This window comes from Kluyvera sp. CHPC 1.251, assembly GCF_036759945.1.
In the GTDB taxonomy this organism is placed as follows: Bacteria; Pseudomonadota; Gammaproteobacteria; order Enterobacterales; family Enterobacteriaceae; genus Kluyvera; species Kluyvera sichuanensis.
Map to the genome: position 1 here is coordinate 1 of NZ_JAPKIC010000019.1, position 16,503 is coordinate 16,503.

19 protein-coding genes are annotated in these 16,503 nt (G+C 56.3%); 9 read left to right on the plus strand and 10 right to left on the minus strand.

Annotated elements, in window-relative coordinates:
- Nucleotides 1–220 precede the first annotated feature (220 nt).
- Nucleotides 221–1,069 (plus strand): AraC family transcriptional regulator, encoded by an 849-nt coding sequence (locus V6940_RS22080; protein WP_220439661.1) that lies wholly within the window; start codon nt 221–223, stop codon nt 1,067–1,069.
- 36 nt (nt 1,070–1,105) lie between these two features.
- Nucleotides 1,106–1,696 (plus strand): LysE family translocator, encoded by a 591-nt coding sequence (locus V6940_RS22085; RefSeq protein ID WP_333497338.1) that lies wholly within the window; start codon nt 1,106–1,108, stop codon nt 1,694–1,696.
- Here V6940_RS22085 and V6940_RS22090 read toward each other — a convergent pair.
- The 5 genes from V6940_RS22090 to aspA all read right to left on the minus strand — a co-directional run bounded on the left by V6940_RS22090 (nt 1,693) and on the right by aspA (nt 7,271).
- The gene (locus V6940_RS22090; protein WP_185669286.1) at nt 1,693–2,268 is read right to left on the minus strand and encodes a transcriptional regulator; all 576 of its coding nucleotides are present in this window, start codon (nt 2,266–2,268) and stop codon (nt 1,693–1,695) included. The two genes, V6940_RS22085 and V6940_RS22090, sit on opposite strands and share 4 nt — an antisense overlap.
- Nucleotides 2,269–2,314: 46 nt before the next feature.
- Nucleotides 2,315–4,009 (minus strand): protein-disulfide reductase DsbD, encoded by a 1,695-nt coding sequence (locus V6940_RS22095; protein WP_333497339.1) that lies wholly within the window; start codon nt 4,007–4,009, stop codon nt 2,315–2,317.
- Nucleotides 3,985–4,308 (minus strand): divalent cation tolerance protein CutA, encoded by a 324-nt coding sequence (gene cutA / locus V6940_RS22100; RefSeq protein WP_035894239.1) that lies wholly within the window; start codon nt 4,306–4,308, stop codon nt 3,985–3,987. Before cutA ends, V6940_RS22095 begins: the two co-directional genes overlap by 25 nt.
- A gap of 113 nt (nt 4,309–4,421) precedes the next feature.
- Nucleotides 4,422–5,723: an anaerobic C4-dicarboxylate transporter gene (locus V6940_RS22105; RefSeq protein ID WP_333497340.1), complete on the minus strand. Its 1,302-nt coding sequence runs from the start codon at nt 5,721–5,723 to the stop codon at nt 4,422–4,424.
- 111 nt (nt 5,724–5,834) lie between these two features.
- Nucleotides 5,835–7,271, minus strand: coding sequence for an aspartate ammonia-lyase (gene aspA, locus V6940_RS22110; RefSeq protein WP_035894237.1), 1,437 nt, complete (start codon nt 7,269–7,271; stop codon nt 5,835–5,837).
- Between the two features lie 337 nt (nt 7,272–7,608).
- Between aspA and V6940_RS22115 the strand changes: the two genes are divergently transcribed.
- Nucleotides 7,609–8,085 carry an FxsA family protein gene (locus V6940_RS22115; protein WP_333497341.1) on the plus strand — a complete coding sequence of 159 codons (477 nt, stop codon included), beginning with the start codon at nt 7,609–7,611 and terminating at the stop codon, nt 8,083–8,085.
- Nucleotides 8,086–8,224: 139 nt separating this feature from the next.
- Here the strand turns inward: V6940_RS22115 and yjeH are convergent, their stop codons facing one another.
- Nucleotides 8,225–9,460: an L-methionine/branched-chain amino acid transporter gene (gene yjeH, locus V6940_RS22120; protein WP_333497342.1), complete on the minus strand. Its 1,236-nt coding sequence runs from the start codon at nt 9,458–9,460 to the stop codon at nt 8,225–8,227.
- Nucleotides 9,461–9,714: 254 nt separating this feature from the next.
- Between yjeH and V6940_RS22125 the strand changes: the two genes are divergently transcribed.
- The 3 genes from V6940_RS22125 to V6940_RS22135 all read left to right on the plus strand — a co-directional run bounded on the left by V6940_RS22125 (nt 9,715) and on the right by V6940_RS22135 (nt 12,175).
- Nucleotides 9,715–10,008, plus strand: a complete 294-nt coding sequence (locus tag V6940_RS22125; protein ID WP_003855929.1) for a co-chaperone GroES — start codon at nt 9,715–9,717, stop codon at nt 10,006–10,008.
- A gap of 33 nt (nt 10,009–10,041) precedes the next feature.
- Nucleotides 10,042–11,688 (plus strand): chaperonin GroEL, encoded by a 1,647-nt coding sequence (gene groL / locus V6940_RS22130; RefSeq protein WP_333497343.1) that lies wholly within the window; start codon nt 10,042–10,044, stop codon nt 11,686–11,688.
- A gap of 133 nt (nt 11,689–11,821) precedes the next feature.
- Nucleotides 11,822–12,175, plus strand: coding sequence for a DUF4156 domain-containing protein (locus tag V6940_RS22135; protein WP_333497344.1), 354 nt, complete (start codon nt 11,822–11,824; stop codon nt 12,173–12,175).
- Nucleotides 12,176–12,218: 43 nt separating this feature from the next.
- On the opposite strand, the gene yjeJ is transcribed toward V6940_RS22135, so the two are convergent.
- Both yjeJ and epmB read right to left on the minus strand, forming a co-directional pair.
- Nucleotides 12,219–13,082 carry a YjeJ family protein gene (yjeJ, locus tag V6940_RS22140; RefSeq protein WP_333497345.1) on the minus strand — a complete coding sequence of 288 codons (864 nt, stop codon included), beginning with the start codon at nt 13,080–13,082 and terminating at the stop codon, nt 12,219–12,221.
- 150 nt (nt 13,083–13,232) lie between these two features.
- The gene (gene epmB, locus V6940_RS22145) at nt 13,233–14,261 is read right to left on the minus strand and encodes an EF-P beta-lysylation protein EpmB (protein WP_333497346.1); all 1,029 of its coding nucleotides are present in this window, start codon (nt 14,259–14,261) and stop codon (nt 13,233–13,235) included.
- Between the two features lie 40 nt (nt 14,262–14,301).
- Here epmB and efp point away from each other — a divergent pair, with 40 nt between their 5' ends.
- The 3 genes from efp to sugE all read left to right on the plus strand — a co-directional run bounded on the left by efp (nt 14,302) and on the right by sugE (nt 15,657).
- Nucleotides 14,302–14,868: an elongation factor P gene (efp, locus tag V6940_RS22150; protein WP_333497347.1), complete on the plus strand. Its 567-nt coding sequence runs from the start codon at nt 14,302–14,304 to the stop codon at nt 14,866–14,868.
- Between the two features lie 183 nt (nt 14,869–15,051).
- Nucleotides 15,052–15,198, plus strand: a complete 147-nt coding sequence (ecnB, locus tag V6940_RS22155; protein ID WP_185669300.1) for a lipoprotein toxin entericidin B — start codon at nt 15,052–15,054, stop codon at nt 15,196–15,198.
- A gap of 141 nt (nt 15,199–15,339) precedes the next feature.
- Nucleotides 15,340–15,657: a quaternary ammonium compound efflux SMR transporter SugE gene (gene sugE, locus V6940_RS22160; protein ID WP_185669301.1), complete on the plus strand. Its 318-nt coding sequence runs from the start codon at nt 15,340–15,342 to the stop codon at nt 15,655–15,657.
- Nucleotides 15,658–15,727: 70 nt separating this feature from the next.
- Here sugE and frdD read toward each other — a convergent pair whose 3' ends face one another.
- Together frdD and frdC are read right to left on the minus strand one after the other, a co-directional pair.
- Nucleotides 15,728–16,087: a fumarate reductase subunit FrdD gene (gene frdD, locus V6940_RS22165; RefSeq protein ID WP_035894225.1), complete on the minus strand. Its 360-nt coding sequence runs from the start codon at nt 16,085–16,087 to the stop codon at nt 15,728–15,730.
- Between the two features lie 10 nt (nt 16,088–16,097).
- Complete coding sequence (frdC, locus tag V6940_RS22170) at nt 16,098–16,493, minus strand: fumarate reductase subunit FrdC (protein ID WP_333012446.1); 396 nt, start codon at nt 16,491–16,493, stop codon at nt 16,098–16,100.
- Between the last annotated feature and the right edge of the window lie 10 nt (nt 16,494–16,503).

A 16,503-nucleotide genomic window follows, 5' to 3' on the forward strand; every position in this document is an offset into this window, starting at 1 on the left:
AAGGACACGGGGATTTTCAATCCCCTGCTCTACCGACTGAGCTATCCGGGCAACGAGGCGCATTAAACCGTAGTCGCTCCCTCACGTCAACCAAATTCACCGAAAAGCTGTTCAACTGCTTACTATTGCGGCAATCTACGCGTTTGCGCCGGGTGATTGCACAAATCTTCCAGACATCGGCGCAGCAATCGGGCAATGCTGGCAGCGAAAGGGGGGCGGTATGGCAACGAAAGACTGGCTTGAGCTGCGACAGCATGCCGATACGGGCATTGAGACAATCAAAGCGCACTTTGAAGGGTACGCGTTTGACCCGCACTGGCATGATAGCTATCTGGTGGGGATCACGCTGTCTGGCACCCAGCAGTTTCACTGCCGTCGCGAGCGTCACCATAGCGTGCCGGGCGATGCCTTTCTGCTGGAGCCGGGGGAAATTCACGACGGTGAAGCGCCGGTGGCCGGTGGCTTTACCTATCTTACCTTTTACCTCGACGAACGCTGGCTGACCAACACCTTGCGCGGGCTGTATGACGCCACGCCGGACAGCTATTCACTGCACTTTAACCAAACGCTCACCCGCGAACCGCAGCTGGTGCGGGCGATTGGCGAGACGTTCAGCACGCTGCATACCGATGAGATGCGTATTGTGCAGCAGAGCAGTATGGATGGCCTGCTGGCGCAGTTGACCGCGCACTGCCAGTGGCGCAAGCGGCTGCCGTCGGCCATTCAAAGCTCGGCGATTGCCCATCGGGCGCGGGACTATCTGCATGCGCATATGGGCGACAATATCGGGTTGTCTGATTTAGCGCGGGAGACGGGCACCGACCGGTTTACTCTGACGCGCAGCTTTAAGCGCGAGTTCAACCTGGCCCCACACGCGTGGTTGATCCAGCTGCGGCTGGCAAAAGCGCGTCAGCTGCTGTCGCTGGGCGAGCAGCCGGTGGACGTGGCGGCGACGCTCGGCTTTGCCGATCAGAGCCACCTCGGGCGCTGGTTCCAGCGGGCGTACCGTATCTCGCCCGCGCATTACCGTCGGTTGTGCACAAACCTTCCAGACGTTTCCAATAAATAACGGCACAGTCGGAACTCCAATAATAAGGAGTCACCTGTGAATATCATGCCGTTCCTGCTGTTTGCCTTCGTTGCGTCGATAACGCCGGGGCCGACCAATATCCTCATTCTTAACAACAGTCAGCATTTTGGCGTGCGGGCGACCATTCCGGCGCTGGTCAGCGGCTGCGTGGCGGCAAGTTTGATTGTGCTGGTCTCCGGTGCGGGCGCGGGTGAGCTGTTACGCCAGTATCCACTGGTGCGGCAGGTGATGAGCTGGGCGGGTGTGTTGTGGCTGACGTGGATGAGCTGGCAGCTGTTCTGCGCGCCGGCGGCGAATATTGCCGGGAAAGAGAGGCAGCGCTTTACCGCCAAAGCGGCGGCGCTGTTGCAGGTGATAAACCCGAAAACCTGGATGATGGCGCTGGCGGTGGTGAGCCTGTTTGCTCCTGCGGGTGAGCACGCGCTGCGCGAGGTGGCGTTGATGGCGCTATGGTTTTTACTGATCTCGGTGGCGTGTCTGATGTGCTGGGCGTGGCTGGGGAAGGCGGTGAATCGGGTGTTCCGCACCACCGTGGCGATGGTGCGGTTTCAGCGGCTGATGGCGCTGTGCCTGCTGGTCTCCGCGTGGGCGGGGATGCTGGCTTAGGTCAGCGCGCCGTTCTGGCGGCATTGGGCAAAGCGCAGGATGTCTTCGGCAAGACGGTGCGCGGTGTCCACGTCGGCCTGGCTGCGGCTAACCAGCATGCGGCTCAGGCAGCCTTCCAGCACCAGTTGCATCTGCTTGGCGACCATTGCCGGGTCGTCCACTTCCAGCTGGGTCAGCAGCTCATGGCTGTACGCATAGGCGGCCTGCTTTTGCTGCTCGGCGAGTTGGTGAATCGGGTGGTCTGCCTCCGGGTAGAATGTGCAGGCGGCGATAAACAGGCAGCCAGGGTAGCGATTTTTCGTCACACACTCGGTCAGCGCGGTGTAGCGGGCCAGCAGTTTTTGCTCGGGGGTCAGCTCTTCGTTAAGCATCAGCTGGCGGCGCCAGGTCTCCACCTGCTGGCTCAGGTAGCGCAGCGCGTCATACAGCAGCGCTTCGCTGTCCGGCCAGAAACGGCGCAGTTCGTCCAGCGGGCGGTCTACGCGTTCGGCAACCATCTCCAGCGTGGTGCTCGCAATCCCTTCTTGCTCAAGGAGCTGTAGGGCTTCTCCCAGTACGTCTTCGCGTTGCACGGTGTTTCTCCTCCGTTCCTGACAGTTTCCCGTCTAAAAGTGTTGTCTACGGTTGGCGATCGCGCAAATGTGCGCGGAACGCGGCGGCATCCTTGAAGCCGGTCACCCGTAGTGCGGGCTGCTCGTTACCGTTCTCGTCAAAGAAGAGAATGGTCGGCAGACCCAGAACCTGTAAATGTTTTAGCAGCGCCACGTCCTCGGTGCTGTTGGCGGTCACGTCTGCCTGGAGCAGTACGGTGTTTTGCAGCGCCTGCTGTACCTGCGGGTCGCTGAAGGTGTACTTCTCGAACTCTTTGCAGGCCACGCACCAGTCGGCATACAGGTCGAGCATCACCGGTTTACCCTGAGCGCTGGCGAGTGCTGCGTTCAGCGTTTCAACGTTGTTGATGCGGGTAAAGTTGAGGTGCGATTGGCTCTGCGCCACGGTGGTGCCAAAGGCCCAATCCTGAAGCGGACGCACGCTGATCAGCGCGGCGGCGAGCAGGAGTATTTGCCCAATGCGCTGCCACGGTTTTTGCAAACCCAGGCTGGTGATAAACGCCCAGCCGAAGAACGCCACGCCGAGCATCGACCACAGCCGCAGCCCCCAGACGTCGCCAATAATACGTTCCAGCAGGAACACCGGCAGGGCGAGGATCACAAAGCCAAACGCGGTTTTGACGTGCGCCATCCACGGCCCGCTTTTCGGTAGCAGGCGGTTGCCGAATACCGTCACCAGAATCAGCGGCAGACCCATCCCCAGCGCATAAAGGTACAGCGTACCGCCGCCGAGCCACAGGTTACCGCTCTGGGCGATGTAAAGCAGGATGGCGCTGAGTGGCGCGGTGGTGCACGGTGAGCAGATAAGCCCGGCAATCGCGCCCATCGCAAATACGCCGCCCATCGAGCCGCCCTGCTGGCGGTTGCTCATCAGGGTGAGGCGGGTTTGCAGCGACGATGGCAATTGCAGCGAGAAGGCACCAAACATCGACAGCGCCAGCAGGATAAACACCGCCGACAGGCCTATCAGCACGTACGGATGTTGCAGGGCCGCCTGGAACTGCATCCCGGCGGCGGCTACTACCAGGCCGAGCGCGGTGTAGGTAAGCGCCATGCCCTGCACGTAGATAAAGGCCAGCAGCAGCGCGCGGGCGGTGGATAGGCGCTGTTTGCCGCCGAGGACGATGCCGGAGATCAACGGATACATCGGCAGCACGCACGGGGTGAAGGCAATGCCGATGCCGATTAATAGGGCCCAGAGGGCGGAGAACGGTAAGTCCGCGCTGGGGTTGCCCCTCACCCCGGCCCTCTCCCCGGAGGGGAGAGGGGGAAGGGCTTCGACTGCGCTCAATGGTACGGTTTTAGTCTCTGGCGGGTAGCAGAAGCCCGCGTCGGCGCAGCCCTGGTAGGTGACGGTGAGCGTTGCGCCGGCGTTGGCCTGGGTTAGCGTCACCGGCACGGTCAGGCTGTGGCGATAGATTTCGCTTTTGCCGTAGAACTCGTCGCTATGCCACTCGCCGTTGGGCATCTGGAGCGGAGCGATGCTGGCGTTAGCCGGGGTCACCTGCACCTGCTTACGGTAGAGGTAGTAGCCTTCTTTTACCTGCCAGGTGAGGTTCACATCGTGCTGGTTTTGCTGAAAATCAAAGGCGAAGGCCTGGTCAGCGGGGACGAAATTAGAGCGGCCGGGCGCATCGAACAGCCCGGCAAAGGCCGAGGTGCTGCACAGCAGCAGAATCAGCGTAAGGAAGCGTTGAGCCATGAGAGGTAATCAGTATCTGCGTGAGTAACGGGTAAAACCAGAAGTTCGGGCGTTTGATACGGGTGGTGAGCCTTCAGACAGTCGAGCAGCGCCTGCTGGTGGGCGTGGTCGGTTTTCAGCAGCATCTGCACTTCGTATTCCTGTTCGAGTTTCCCCTCCCAGTAGTAGAGCGATGTTGCGCCGGGAAGCAGCGTGGCGCAAGCCGCCAGCTTTTCCGCCAGCACTTTCGCCGCCAGGTCCTGGGCGGTAGCTTCATCAGGAGCAGTACAGAGAACCACAACAGCGTCGGGAGTACTCATTGCAAACCTCGTATCGATGAAAAGAGGCACTATAGCACGGTGGGGAAAGGGGGTTGAGTGAATCGGGCCGCAGAGCGGCCCGACTTTAACGATTTTTACATGGCGTCACAGGGTTAGAGCATCAGCCCGCCGAAGATGAAACCGAGGATCACGCACAGGGCGATGGCAATCACGCCCGGCACCAGGAACGCGTGGTTAAACACGTATTTGCCGATACGGGTAGAGCCGGTGTCATCCATTTCTACCGCTGCCAGCAGCGTAGGGTAGGTTGGCAGTACGAACAGCGCGGAAACCGCCGCGAAGGAAGCAATCGCCGTCAGCGGGGTAACGCCGAGCATCAGCGCCGCAGGCATCAGCGCCTTCGTGGTCGCCGCCTGGGAGTACAGCAGGGTAGCAGCAAAGAACAGCACCACCGCCAGCAGCCACGGGTAGTTGTTCAGCAGGTCGCCCGCGATGGCCTGAATGTCGGCAATATGGGCTTTGACGAAGGTATCACCCAGCCATGCAACGCCCAGTACGCACACGCAGGCGCTCATGCCGGACTTAAAGGTGCTGGCGTTGAGGATTTCGCCGGTGTCGATTTTGCAGGTGATGCAAATCAGCGTAGCGATGGTCAGCATAAACACCACAATCGCTTCGTTACGCGGCAGTACCGGGTTCTGAATCAGTCCGACGGTGTCGCTGATGGCGGTGGCGTAGAACATCACGGCCACGATACCAATCAGGAACAGCAGCACGGAACGCTTCGCATGTGGTTTCAGCTCAAACACTTTGCTGCCGCGCAGGCGCACTTCGCCTTTTGCCAGACGTTCCTGATACACCGGATCGTCCTTCAGCTCGCAGCCGAGGAAGTTACAGACGATGGAGGTCAGCAGCACGGCAATCAGCGTGACCGGAATACAGATGGAGAGCAGCGTCAGGTAGCTCACGCCCATCGGTTCCAGAATACCGGCGAAGAAGACCACCGCGGCGGAAATCGGCGAGGCGGTAATGGCAATCTGCGAGGCGACCACGGCGATAGAGAGTGGACGAGAAGGGCGGATACCCTGCTCTTTAGCCACTTCGGTAATTACCGGTAGCGTAGAGAACGCGGTGTGCCCGGTGCCCGCCAGGATGGTCATAAACCAGGTTACTAGTGGCGCTAAAAAGGTGATGTATTTGGGGTGACGGCGCAGCAGACGTTCGGCCAGGCTGACGAGGTAATCCATCCCGCCTGCTACCTGCATTGCGGCAATCGCGGCGATAACCGCCATGATGATTTCAATAACGTCAAAGGGGATGACGCCGGGTTTGATCTGAAAAATCAGCGTTAACACCAGCACGCCTAAACCGCCAGCGAAGCCGATGCCGATACCGCCAAGTCTTGCCCCCAGATAAATGGCAAGAAGCACAATGACCAGTTCTGCTCCAAACATATTAGCCTTCCTTGTATTGCTAGATTGATATGTAATTGTTGTGTTTTGGTAAACTATAGATACAAAAAAGGCATGTCACGATGACATGCCTTTGTGCGTTATTCGGGAAGATTACTGTTCGCTTTCATCGGTATAGCGCTTCGCTTTATAGGCCGGATGCATCAGGTTCTGCGGGGAGAATATATCGTCCAGCTCCGCTTCCGTCAGCAGTCCGCGCTCCAGCACCACTTCACGTACGCTCTTACCGGTTTCGGCACAAATTTTACCGACGATGTCGCCGTTGTGGTGGCCGATGAACGGGTTGAGGTAAGTGACGATACCGATGGAGTTATAGACGTAGCTTTCACACACTTCTTTATTTGCGGTGATGCCGTCGATGCATTTTTCCAGCAGGTTGTAGCAGGCGTTGGTCAGGATGTGGATAGACTCAAACAGCGCCTGGCCAATCACCGGCTCCATCACGTTCAGCTGCAGCTGACCGGCTTCAGAAGCCATGGTGACGGTGGTGTCGTTGCCGATAACCTTGAAGCACACCTGGTTCACCACTTCTGGTACCACCGGGTTCACCTTGGCTGGCATGATGGATGAGCCTGCCTGCAGTTCCGGCAGGTTGATTTCATTCAGGCCAGCGCGCGGGCCGGAGGAGAGCAGGCGAAGGTCGTTACAGATCTTCGACATTTTCACCGCCAGGCGTTTCAGCGAGCTGTGTACCATTACGTAGGCGCCACAGTCGGAAGTCGCTTCAATCAGGTCTTCCGCCGGGACAACTGCCAGATTACTGACTTCTGCCAGCTTCTGTACCGCCAGCTGTTGGTAGCCGTCCGGGGTGTTCAGGCGAGTACCGATAGCGGTCGCGCCGAGGTTCACTTCCAGCAGCAGTTCTGCGGTGCGCAGCAGGTTTTTGGTCTCTTCGGTCAGCAGCACGTTGAACGCGTGGAACTCCTGGCCCAGAGTCATCGGTACCGCATCCTGCAACTGGGTACGACCCATTTTCAGGATGTCCTGGAATTCTGCCGCTTTACGCTGGAAACCTTCGCCTAGCTGATTAATCGCATCAATCAGCTTCAGAATAGAGGTGTACACCGCGATGCGGAAACCGGTTGGGTAGGCATCGTTGGTGGACTGGCATTTGTTGACGTGGTCGTTCGGGTTCAGGTACTGGTATTCGCCTTTCTGGTGGCCCATCAGCTCCAGGCCGATGTTCGCCAGTACCTCGTTGGTGTTCATGTTAACGGAGGTGCCTGCACCGCCCTGGTAAACGTCTACCGGGAACTGATCCATGCATTTGCCGTTATTCAGGACTTCATCACAGGCAGCAATAATGGCATTCGCCACGCCTTTAGGGATCGTTTGCAGTTCTTTGTTCGCCAGGGCCGCTGCTTTTTTCACCATCACCATCCCACGAACAAACTCTGGGATGTCGCTGATTTTGCTGTTACTGATGTAAAAGTTTTCAATCGCTCTCAGAGTATGAACGCCGTAGTAAGCGTCAGCCGGAACTTCCCTGGTACCCAACAGATCTTCTTCGATACGAATGTTGTTTAGCATGTGAACCTTCTATTTGCGAGCTGCCAATGATTTCACCAAATGCGCATAATCTGAATGGTTATGCGTTTTATGACCGCAGATTATTTCCTTAATCGGCCCAGTGTCCATGATCATATGCTGATAATAGCGGATTGCAGTAATCTGGATCACTTATTATCAGACGGAGCGGATAAGAATTATTGATTTGTGAAATGAGTCACCGCTTGACGATTGTTGACAAAAATTATGGACGGGCGCTGATTGAATTACGGCGATTCACCACCATCTAAAAATAGTGCAGCGGGCCGTGAATCGCTGCAAACGCGCGAATCGCGTTTTTTTCGAACAGGAGATGCCAGTGCGCTGGATACCGTTAATTGCCATTTTTCTCTATGTTTACATTGAGATATCGATTTTTATCCAGGTCGCCCATGTGTTTGGCGTCCTGCTGACGTTAGTGCTGGTTATTTTTACCTCCGTCATCGGCATGTCGCTGGTGCGCAATCAGGGCTTCAAAAACCTGATGCTGATGCAGGAGAAAATGCAGGCGGGCGAAAGCCCTGCGGCCGAGATGATCAAAAGCGTGTCGCTGATCCTCGCCGGTTTGCTGCTGCTGTTGCCTGGGTTCTTTACCGACTTCTTGGGTCTGGTGCTGTTGCTGCCGCCGGTGCAGAAACACCTCACCGTGAAGTTGATGCCGTATCTGCACTTTAATCGGATGCCGGGCGGCGGATTTGCGGGTGGTACCACGGGCGGGCAGACCTTTGACGGTGAGTATCAGCGTAAGGACGAGCGTCCTGATCAGTTGGACCATAAAGACGATAATCGCCCATAAGTGGTGGCGATGATAAAAAGCCGGAGCGCGTTGCGCCTCCGGCTTTTTTTATGGCGTTGGTGCGGTCCCGGCGTCGCTTTGCTCGGGCGGGCTACAATTTGACACGTAGCCCGCCCGAGCAAAGCGACGCCGGGAATGCTCAGACCTTTCTTTTCGGCAGCAGCACCCACAGCGCCGCCAGCATCACGATCGCGTACAGGCTCTTCCAGCCGACCATCGACAGCAGCAGCAGGCACAGCGCCACGCCCACTACGGATAAGGCGCGGTAGCGCCCGCTCAGCAACCGGCAGCCTGCCAGCATGCACAGCAGATAAATCATAATAAAGATGCCGTTGGCATAGACAATCAGCGCATCGAGGTTGATGTTCAACCAGTAGCTAGCGAGCGTGCTCACCATGCAACTGCCAATCACCACGCTCAAGGCATTGCGCGGCACCAGCCCCGGCGAGAGGCGCGCCAGATAGCTATCCGGCTTCGACTGCGCCTGCGACCACACCAGCCGGGCGAAGCTCTGGATGTAGATATTGAGGCTGGCGAAGCAGGCGAGGAAACCGACGACGCTCGCGACCCACAGCGCCTTCACGCCGAACAGCTGGACCACGATGGTCGGTAGCGAAGCCGCAGCGGTATTGGCTGCACCGTAAGCGTGGAAGTGCAGCACCAGTACGGTACAGGCCCAGTAGACCACGCCTGCCAGCAGCAGGCCGATAATCAGCGCGCGCGGGAAGTCGCGCTCCGGGTTGCGGAACTCCGAAGCCATATGGGCAAACGCCTCCAGGCCGACGAAGCACCAGAACATCACCGACAGCGCGGCGAAAAGCTGTGAGCTATCGATATCGGGCAGGGCCGGGAAGGGGATCGCTTTTACTGAGATATCGCCGTAGACCCAAATAGCGGCCAGCAGGGCAACAATCAAAATGGCGACCAGCGTCTGCAAATTAGCGCTGGAGCTGGCGCCGCGTGAGCCCAGCCACCAGACGATCGCCAGCGTGGCGACCTCCGCCATCAGCAGTTGCCAGCCATGCCAGCCGAACAGCGCCTGGGTAAAGCCGGAGGCAATATGCAGCGCGGCGGGTAGGCCGACCGGGATAACCGAGAGGAACAGCCAGCCGGTTACGCGGGCGAGGCGAGGACCAAAGGCCATTTCGACGAAATGCGCTACGCCGCCCGCGCTGGGAAAGTGTCGGCCGAGGAGGGCAAAAACGATAGCGACCGGAAAGACCAGCACGATTAACGCGGGCCAGGCCCACAGGCTGTTGTCTCCGGCAACCAGCGCGCCCAGCGCCGGCACGGCAAAGACCCCGGTGCCGAGCAGCGACGTCGATAGTAATCCTACTCCCTGAGCTAACCCAAGCTCCTGTTTAAGTCCCGCCATGTCCCTCGTCCACGCCTTTACAAAAAGAGCAAAATGTTACCACATCCCCTCTCCCGGCAGCCCTGCGTCATTGTGCTGTTCTACGCTGGGAATACAGCGATTTATCGCGATTGCGCAGCCGGATGAAATTTTTTTTAGGGTGCCCCCTTGAAGGGCAAAATAACCATCCCCATCTCTCAGGCACTAGCCGGAAAACCGCTTACGGCCCGGCATCACCCATAACTGATAATGACTTTCTCAAAGGAGAGCTATCAATGAGTATTCGTCCGTTACATGATCGTGTGATCGTCAAACGCAAAGAAGTTGAAACCAAATCTGCTGGCGGCATCGTTCTGACCGGTTCTGCGGCAGCAAAATCAACTCGTGGCGAAATCATCGCTGTCGGTAAGGGCCGCATCCTGGAAAACGGGACCGTGCAGCCGCTGGACGTTAAAGTTGGTGACATCGTGATTTTCAACGATGGCTACGGCGTGAAATCTGAGAAGATCGACAATGAAGAAGTGTTGATCATGTCTGAAAGCGACATCCTGGCAATTGTTGAAGCGTAAGCAACGCGCGAACGAATTTGAGGAATAGAAGAAATGGCAGCTAAAGACGTAAAATTTGGTAACGACGCTCGTGTAAAAATGCTGCGCGGCGTTAACGTACTGGCAGACGCAGTTAAAGTTACCCTGGGCCCTAAAGGCCGTAACGTTGTTCTGGACAAATCCTTCGGCGCTCCAACCATCACCAAAGATGGTGTTTCTGTAGCACGTGAAATCGAACTGGAAGACAAGTTCGAAAACATGGGCGCTCAGATGGTGAAAGAAGTTGCCTCTAAAGCGAACGACGCTGCAGGCGACGGTACCACCACCGCGACCGTACTGGCTCAGGCTATCATCGCAGAAGGCCTGAAAGCCGTTGCTGCGGGCATGAACCCAATGGATCTGAAACGTGGTATCGACAAAGCTGTTGTTGCTGCGGTTGAAGAACTGAAAGCACTGTCCGTTCCTTGCTCCGACTCTAAAGCGATTGCTCAGGTTGGTACCATCTCCGCTAACTCCGACGAAACCGTAGGTAAACTGATCGCTGAAGCGATGGATAAAGTCGGTAAAGAAGGCGTGATCACCGTTGAAGACGGCACCGGTCTGGAAGACGAGCTGGACGTGGTTGAAGGTATGCAGTTCGACCGTGGCTACCTGTCCCCATACTTCATCAACAAACCAGAGACTGGTGCTGTTGAGCTGGAAAGCCCGTTCATCCTGCTGGCTGACAAAAAAGTTTCCAACATCCGCGAAATGCTGCCAGTTCTGGAAGCCGTTGCGAAAGCAGGCAAACCACTGGTTATCATCGCTGAAGACGTTGAAGGCGAAGCGCTGGCTACCCTGGTGGTTAACACCATGCGTGGTATCGTGAAAGTTGCTGCTGTTAAAGCACCTGGCTTCGGCGACCGTCGTAAAGCGATGCTGCAGGACATCGCAACCCTGACCGGCGGTACCGTTATCTCTGAAGAGATCGGTATGGAGCTGGAAAAAGCAACCCTGGAAGACCTGGGTCAGGCTAAACGCGTTGTGATCAACAAAGACACCACCACCATCATCGATGGCGTGGGTGAAGAAGCTGCGATCCAGGGCCGCGTTGCTCAGATCCGCAAACAGATTGAAGAAGCAACTTCTGACTACGACCGTGAAAAACTGCAGGAACGCGTAGCGAAACTGGCTGGCGGCGTTGCGGTAATCAAAGTCGGTGCAGCTACCGAAGTTGAAATGAAAGAGAAAAAAGCACGCGTTGACGATGCCCTGCACGCGACCCGTGCTGCGGTAGAAGAAGGCGTGGTTGCTGGTGGTGGCGTGGCGCTGGTTCGCGTAGCCGCTAAACTGGCTGGCCTGACTGCTCAGAACGAAGATCAGAACGTGGGTATCAAAGTTGCGCTGCGCGCAATGGAAGCACCGCTGCGTCAGATCGTTTCCAACGCCGGTGAAGAGCCGTCTGTGGTTGCGAACAACGTGAAAGCGGGCGAAGGTAACTACGGTTACAACGCAGCAACTGAAGAATACGGCAACATGATCGACTTCGGTATTCTGGACCCAACTAAAGTGACCCGTTCTGCTCTGCAGTACGCGGCATCCGTTGCGGGTCTGATGATCACCACCGAGTGCATGGTAACCGACCTGCCAAAAGGCGACGCTCCTGATTTAGGCGCAGCTGGCGGCATGGGTGGCATGGGCGGTATGGGCGGCATGATGTAATCGTGCGCTATACCCCATAGCCTCAAGAAACCCCCGAGCAGAAATGCTCGGGGGTTTTTCTTTTGGTCATCTTTTTAGTATAAGGTTTACACACGGACGACTTGCGTCCAGCTCATTGATTATGGGGAATAACATGCAGGTAAAATATTTGGCAGGGATCGTTGGTGCGGCGCTGCTGCTGGCCGGCTGTAGTTCAACCACGGAACTGACCTCTGGCGGCCAGAACGTGCGCTTTGTAGAAGATAAGCCGGGCGCGGAGTGTCAGCTGCTGGGTACGGCAACCGGGGCGCAGGGTAACTGGCTGTCTGGGCAGCAGGGCGCGGAAGGCGGCTCTATGCGCGGTGCGGCAAATGCGCTGCGTAACCATGCCGCTGAAATGGGCGGAAACGTGATTTATGGCGTGAGCAGCCCAACGCAAGGCATGCTCTCCAGCTTCGTGCCGACCGACAGCGAAATGAACGGCCAGGTCTATAAGTGCCCGAACTGATTCACGCGTAGCGCCCCCGCTAGTATTCCGGGGGCGTAGTGCTTCAGGCTTTCTCTGCGTTTTTTTCTACGCTTTGCTGTAGCTGATACAGCGCCTGCATATAGGCATCTGCTGTGAAGGTTTTACGTTTGTCAGAAGAGAGCGCTCTGACAAAAACCTGGCACGGTAAGCCCGCTAGTTTCTTCAGCCTTGGGCTGCAATCTAACAGTCTACGGGTGACCGCCTCGATATCTTTGGTGCCTGGCTTGCTGCGCGTTTTGATCGCCGTCCCGCTAAACTGCGTGTTCCCTTCGCTATCGGTATAACGATAGACAACCGCCAGATGGTGAACGAACAGGTTTCGTTTCCAGGCTGGATGGTCGTAGGAGTCATACTCCAGGTTACCGCCTGCCTTGTAGTCCACGTCGTACAGCGGCAGGAAATCCAGCATGGAAGAGATACGCAGCGACAGCTCGTTCATCCCCGCGTTATTGATGGCATGAACCATTATGGTCACCAGCAGCTCGATTTGCAGCAGATCAACAACCAGCTCGACCTTTTTACCGGAGTGCAGCGTCAGGGTGAACGTCTGGCTTTCATTGTCATCGTTGGTGAGCGAGATGGCGTTGACGCGCAGATTGACGTCAGCATGCTCCAGCGCTTCACGCTGAAGCGCCGGGATATTCTGATGCATTTTCTGCGCGGCTTTATCGCGCGCTTTTTCGTAGCGACTGCGCTCATCCGCGCTGAGCAGAGGGAGCTGCGCGAGGCGGTATTCGAGGGCGATAAACAGGTCTTTCAGGACGATAGCGGGCAGGAAAAAGAGCGACTCTTTGTTACGCGGTTCTTTAATTTTCAGGGCCAGCGCAATGAAATTATTATCCTGACGAATGACGCCTGCGTTAATGCCTTTGATGGAAATAGACAAACGGTTCTCCTTAACCATTTTATAGTTAAATGTATTTATTTAACTTATTGATTTGGTTTATTTTTAATGGCGATATGAATCGTTAAAATAACACAGACCGTTATGATGTCCAAAAAAAGAGGCAGACCGAAGTCTGCCGCTTTATTTCGTCTATCGCTGACGTAGCTGGAGATCCAGCGGCGTTTTACTTGGCTCGCCGCCAATTTCTCGCGCCAGTTTCGGCACCATATAACCAGAGATAAGCGTGAGCAGTTCGCGCATAATTTCGCGCGCGTCGTCATCACTGACGAGGAAGTGGGCCGCGCCCTGAACTTTATCCAGCACGTGCAGGTAATACGGCATCACACCGGCATCAAACAGTGCATTGCTGAGGTTGGCCAGGGTTTGTGCATTATCGTTCACGCCGCGCAGCAGCACGCTCTGGTTGAGCAGCGTTACGCCCACGCGGCGCAGTTGCCCCATTGCGTGGCGGAAAGCATCATCAATCTCGTTGGCGTGGTTGATATGGTTCACCAGCAGGATCTGCAGCGATGAATTCGCAAAGCGGCTGACCAGCGTGTCGGTAATGCGAGCCGGAATGACGATCGGCAAGCGGCTATGAATACGCAGGCGCTTAATGTGCGGGATGGCTTCCAGTTGGGTAAGCAGCCAGTCCAGTTCGTGATCTTTTGCCATCAGCGGATCGCCGCCGGAAAAGATGATTTCGTCGAGTTCCGGATGTGCACTGACATAGTCCAGCGCGGCCTGCCAGTTCCGCTTATTGCCCTGGTTCTCGGCGTACGGGAAGTGGCGACGGAAGCAATAACGGCAATTTACCGCGCAGCCGCCTTTTACCAGCAATAACGCACGGTTATGGTACTTATGCAGCAGGCCAGGCACCACGCTGTGCTGTTCTTCCAGCGGATCGGTGGAAAAACCAGGGGCGGCGATAAATTCTTCCTGCGAGGTAAGTACCTGACGTAAAAGCGGATCGTTGGGGTTACCTTTCTCCATGCGCGCCACAAATGCGCGCGGAACGCGCAGGGCAAACAGGCGCTTAGCCTCACGGCCAGCGAGCAGATTTTCATCAGCGTCTATATTCAGAAGACGTAATAGTTCATCCGGATCGGTGAGAACATCGGCAAGTTGCATCAACCAATCTTCTCTGGATGGGGTATTTAGGGTTACAATATGCGCCATTTTGTGGCTTAGCTACCATTTAACAATTTCAGAGGGCCTTATGGCGACTTACTATAGCAACGATTTTCGTGCTGGTCTTAAAATCATGATGGACGGCGAACCGTACGCGGTTGAAGCCAGTGAATTCGTTAAGCCGGGTAAAGGTCAGGCATTCGCACGCGTTAAGCTGCGCCGCCTGCTGACCGGTACTCGCGTAGAGAAAACCTTCAAGTCTACCGACTCCGCTGAAGGCGCAGACGTTGCCGACATGAACCTCACCTTCCTGTACACCGACGGTGAATTCTGGCACTTCATGAACAACGAAACCTTCGAGCAGCTGGCTGCCGATGAGAAAGCGGTTGGCGAAAACGCTAAATGGCTGCTGGATCAGGCTGAATGCATCGTGACCCTGTGGAACGGTCAGCCTATCTCCGTGACCCCGCCGAACTTTGTTGAGCTGGAAATCGTTGAAACCGATCCAGGCCTGAAAGGCGATACCGCAGGTACTGGCGGCAAACCAGCTACCCTGTCCACTGGCGCAGTGGTTAAAGTTCCACTGTTCGTCCAGATTGGCGAAGTGATCAAAGTCGATACCCGCTCCGGCGAATACGTATCTCGCGTGAAGTAATTCATGCTTTGATCGCCCGGCGCAGCAGCGATGCTGCGCCAGCCTTTTCCCACGTTTGATTCGACCTTCTGCTTTTCCCGCTTCGTCTTCTTCCGAAAAAAAACGCTTACATCCAACATCCTGAGTGAAGTTGTCTATGCTTATGAAGCAAGATAACGATAACTGGCTCTTAAGGATGACATTATGGTGAAAAAAGCGATCGCAGCATTTTTTACGGTTCTGGTTCTCTCCTCTGTGCTCACGGCCTGTAACACCACGCGAGGACTCGGCGAGGATATTTCCGACGGTGGTAGCGCTATTTCTGGGGCCGCAACCAAGGCGCAGCAATAAATCGAGTTTGACGGTACGACGCACGGTTGTACCGTCGTTTTTCAACGCCTATAATCCCCCCCGTTATACTTTCCAACACCTTGCGGGACGACCCGTAAGCGTATCTCAACCGGGGACGGCCCCATCGTTATGGAGCCTGATATGTCCTGGTTAATTCTCTTTATTGCTGGCCTGCTCGAAGTCGTCTGGGCCGTTGGCCTGAAATATACCCATGGTTTTAGCCGCCTGGTGCCAAGCGTGATTACCATTGTGGCGATGATTGCCAGCATGGCACTGCTGTCGTGGGCGATGAAAAGTCTGCCGGTAGGAACGGCCTATGCGGTATGGACGGGGATTGGTGCGGTTGGCGCGGCGATTACCGGCATTCTGCTGCTGGGTGAATCGGCAAGCCCGATGCGCATCGCCAGCCTGGCGCTGATTGTGATGGGAATTATTGGCTTAAAGATGAGCGCGCATTAATAGCCTCGGCCGGGCTACGAGAGATGTCGTAGCCCGGCCAGGCGTAGCGCCGCCGGGAAGCGGCACGGCGTTAAATAAACAGCACGCCGACCAGCGTCACCACCGTCAGAATCGCTGCCAGACCGTAGAACACCCATTTCCCGTTCGGGACGTGGATCTTCAGATCATGCATCGCATGGTGAATACGGTGCAGGCCACACCACAGCGGCAGAACGATCATCAGGAAGATAAACGCGCGGCCAATCAGGCTGTGGGCAAAGCCCAGTACCCGTTCGTAGCTGAAAGCATCGGCCGGTGCCAGGCCTAGCGGCAGCAGCACGCCGACCAGCAGCACGATGACTGGCGCAATAATCGCGCCCCACATGCCGCCTGCGCCAAACAGACCCCAGAATACCGGCTCATCGGAACGTTTTGGGTTCGGGTTAATCATACCAGTCTCCTTACCAGAACAACGCGACAAACAGAATCACCACGCTGACTACCGCGGTAACTACCCAAAGCCCTTTGATAATCGGCTCTGGCCCCATTTTTTCGCTTTTAACGATGATGTTGGCAGCCTTCGGCGCCAGCTCAAACCAGGTTTTGGTATGCAGCAGCGCGGCGGCCAGGGTAATCAGGTTCAGCACCACCACCACCGGGTTTTGCAGAAAACCGACGTAGCCTGCCCAGCTTTCCGCGCCGTGTTTCAGTGCGAAAAGGCCGTAAATCAGCACGATACTGAACCATACCGTCGGCACCGCCGTCCCTTCACGCAGCATATAGAAGCGATAAAACGGCAGCTTTCTCCACCAGGTGGACGGCATTGGCCGTACATAGGGTTTGCGTTTAGTCGTCATCATGCACTCC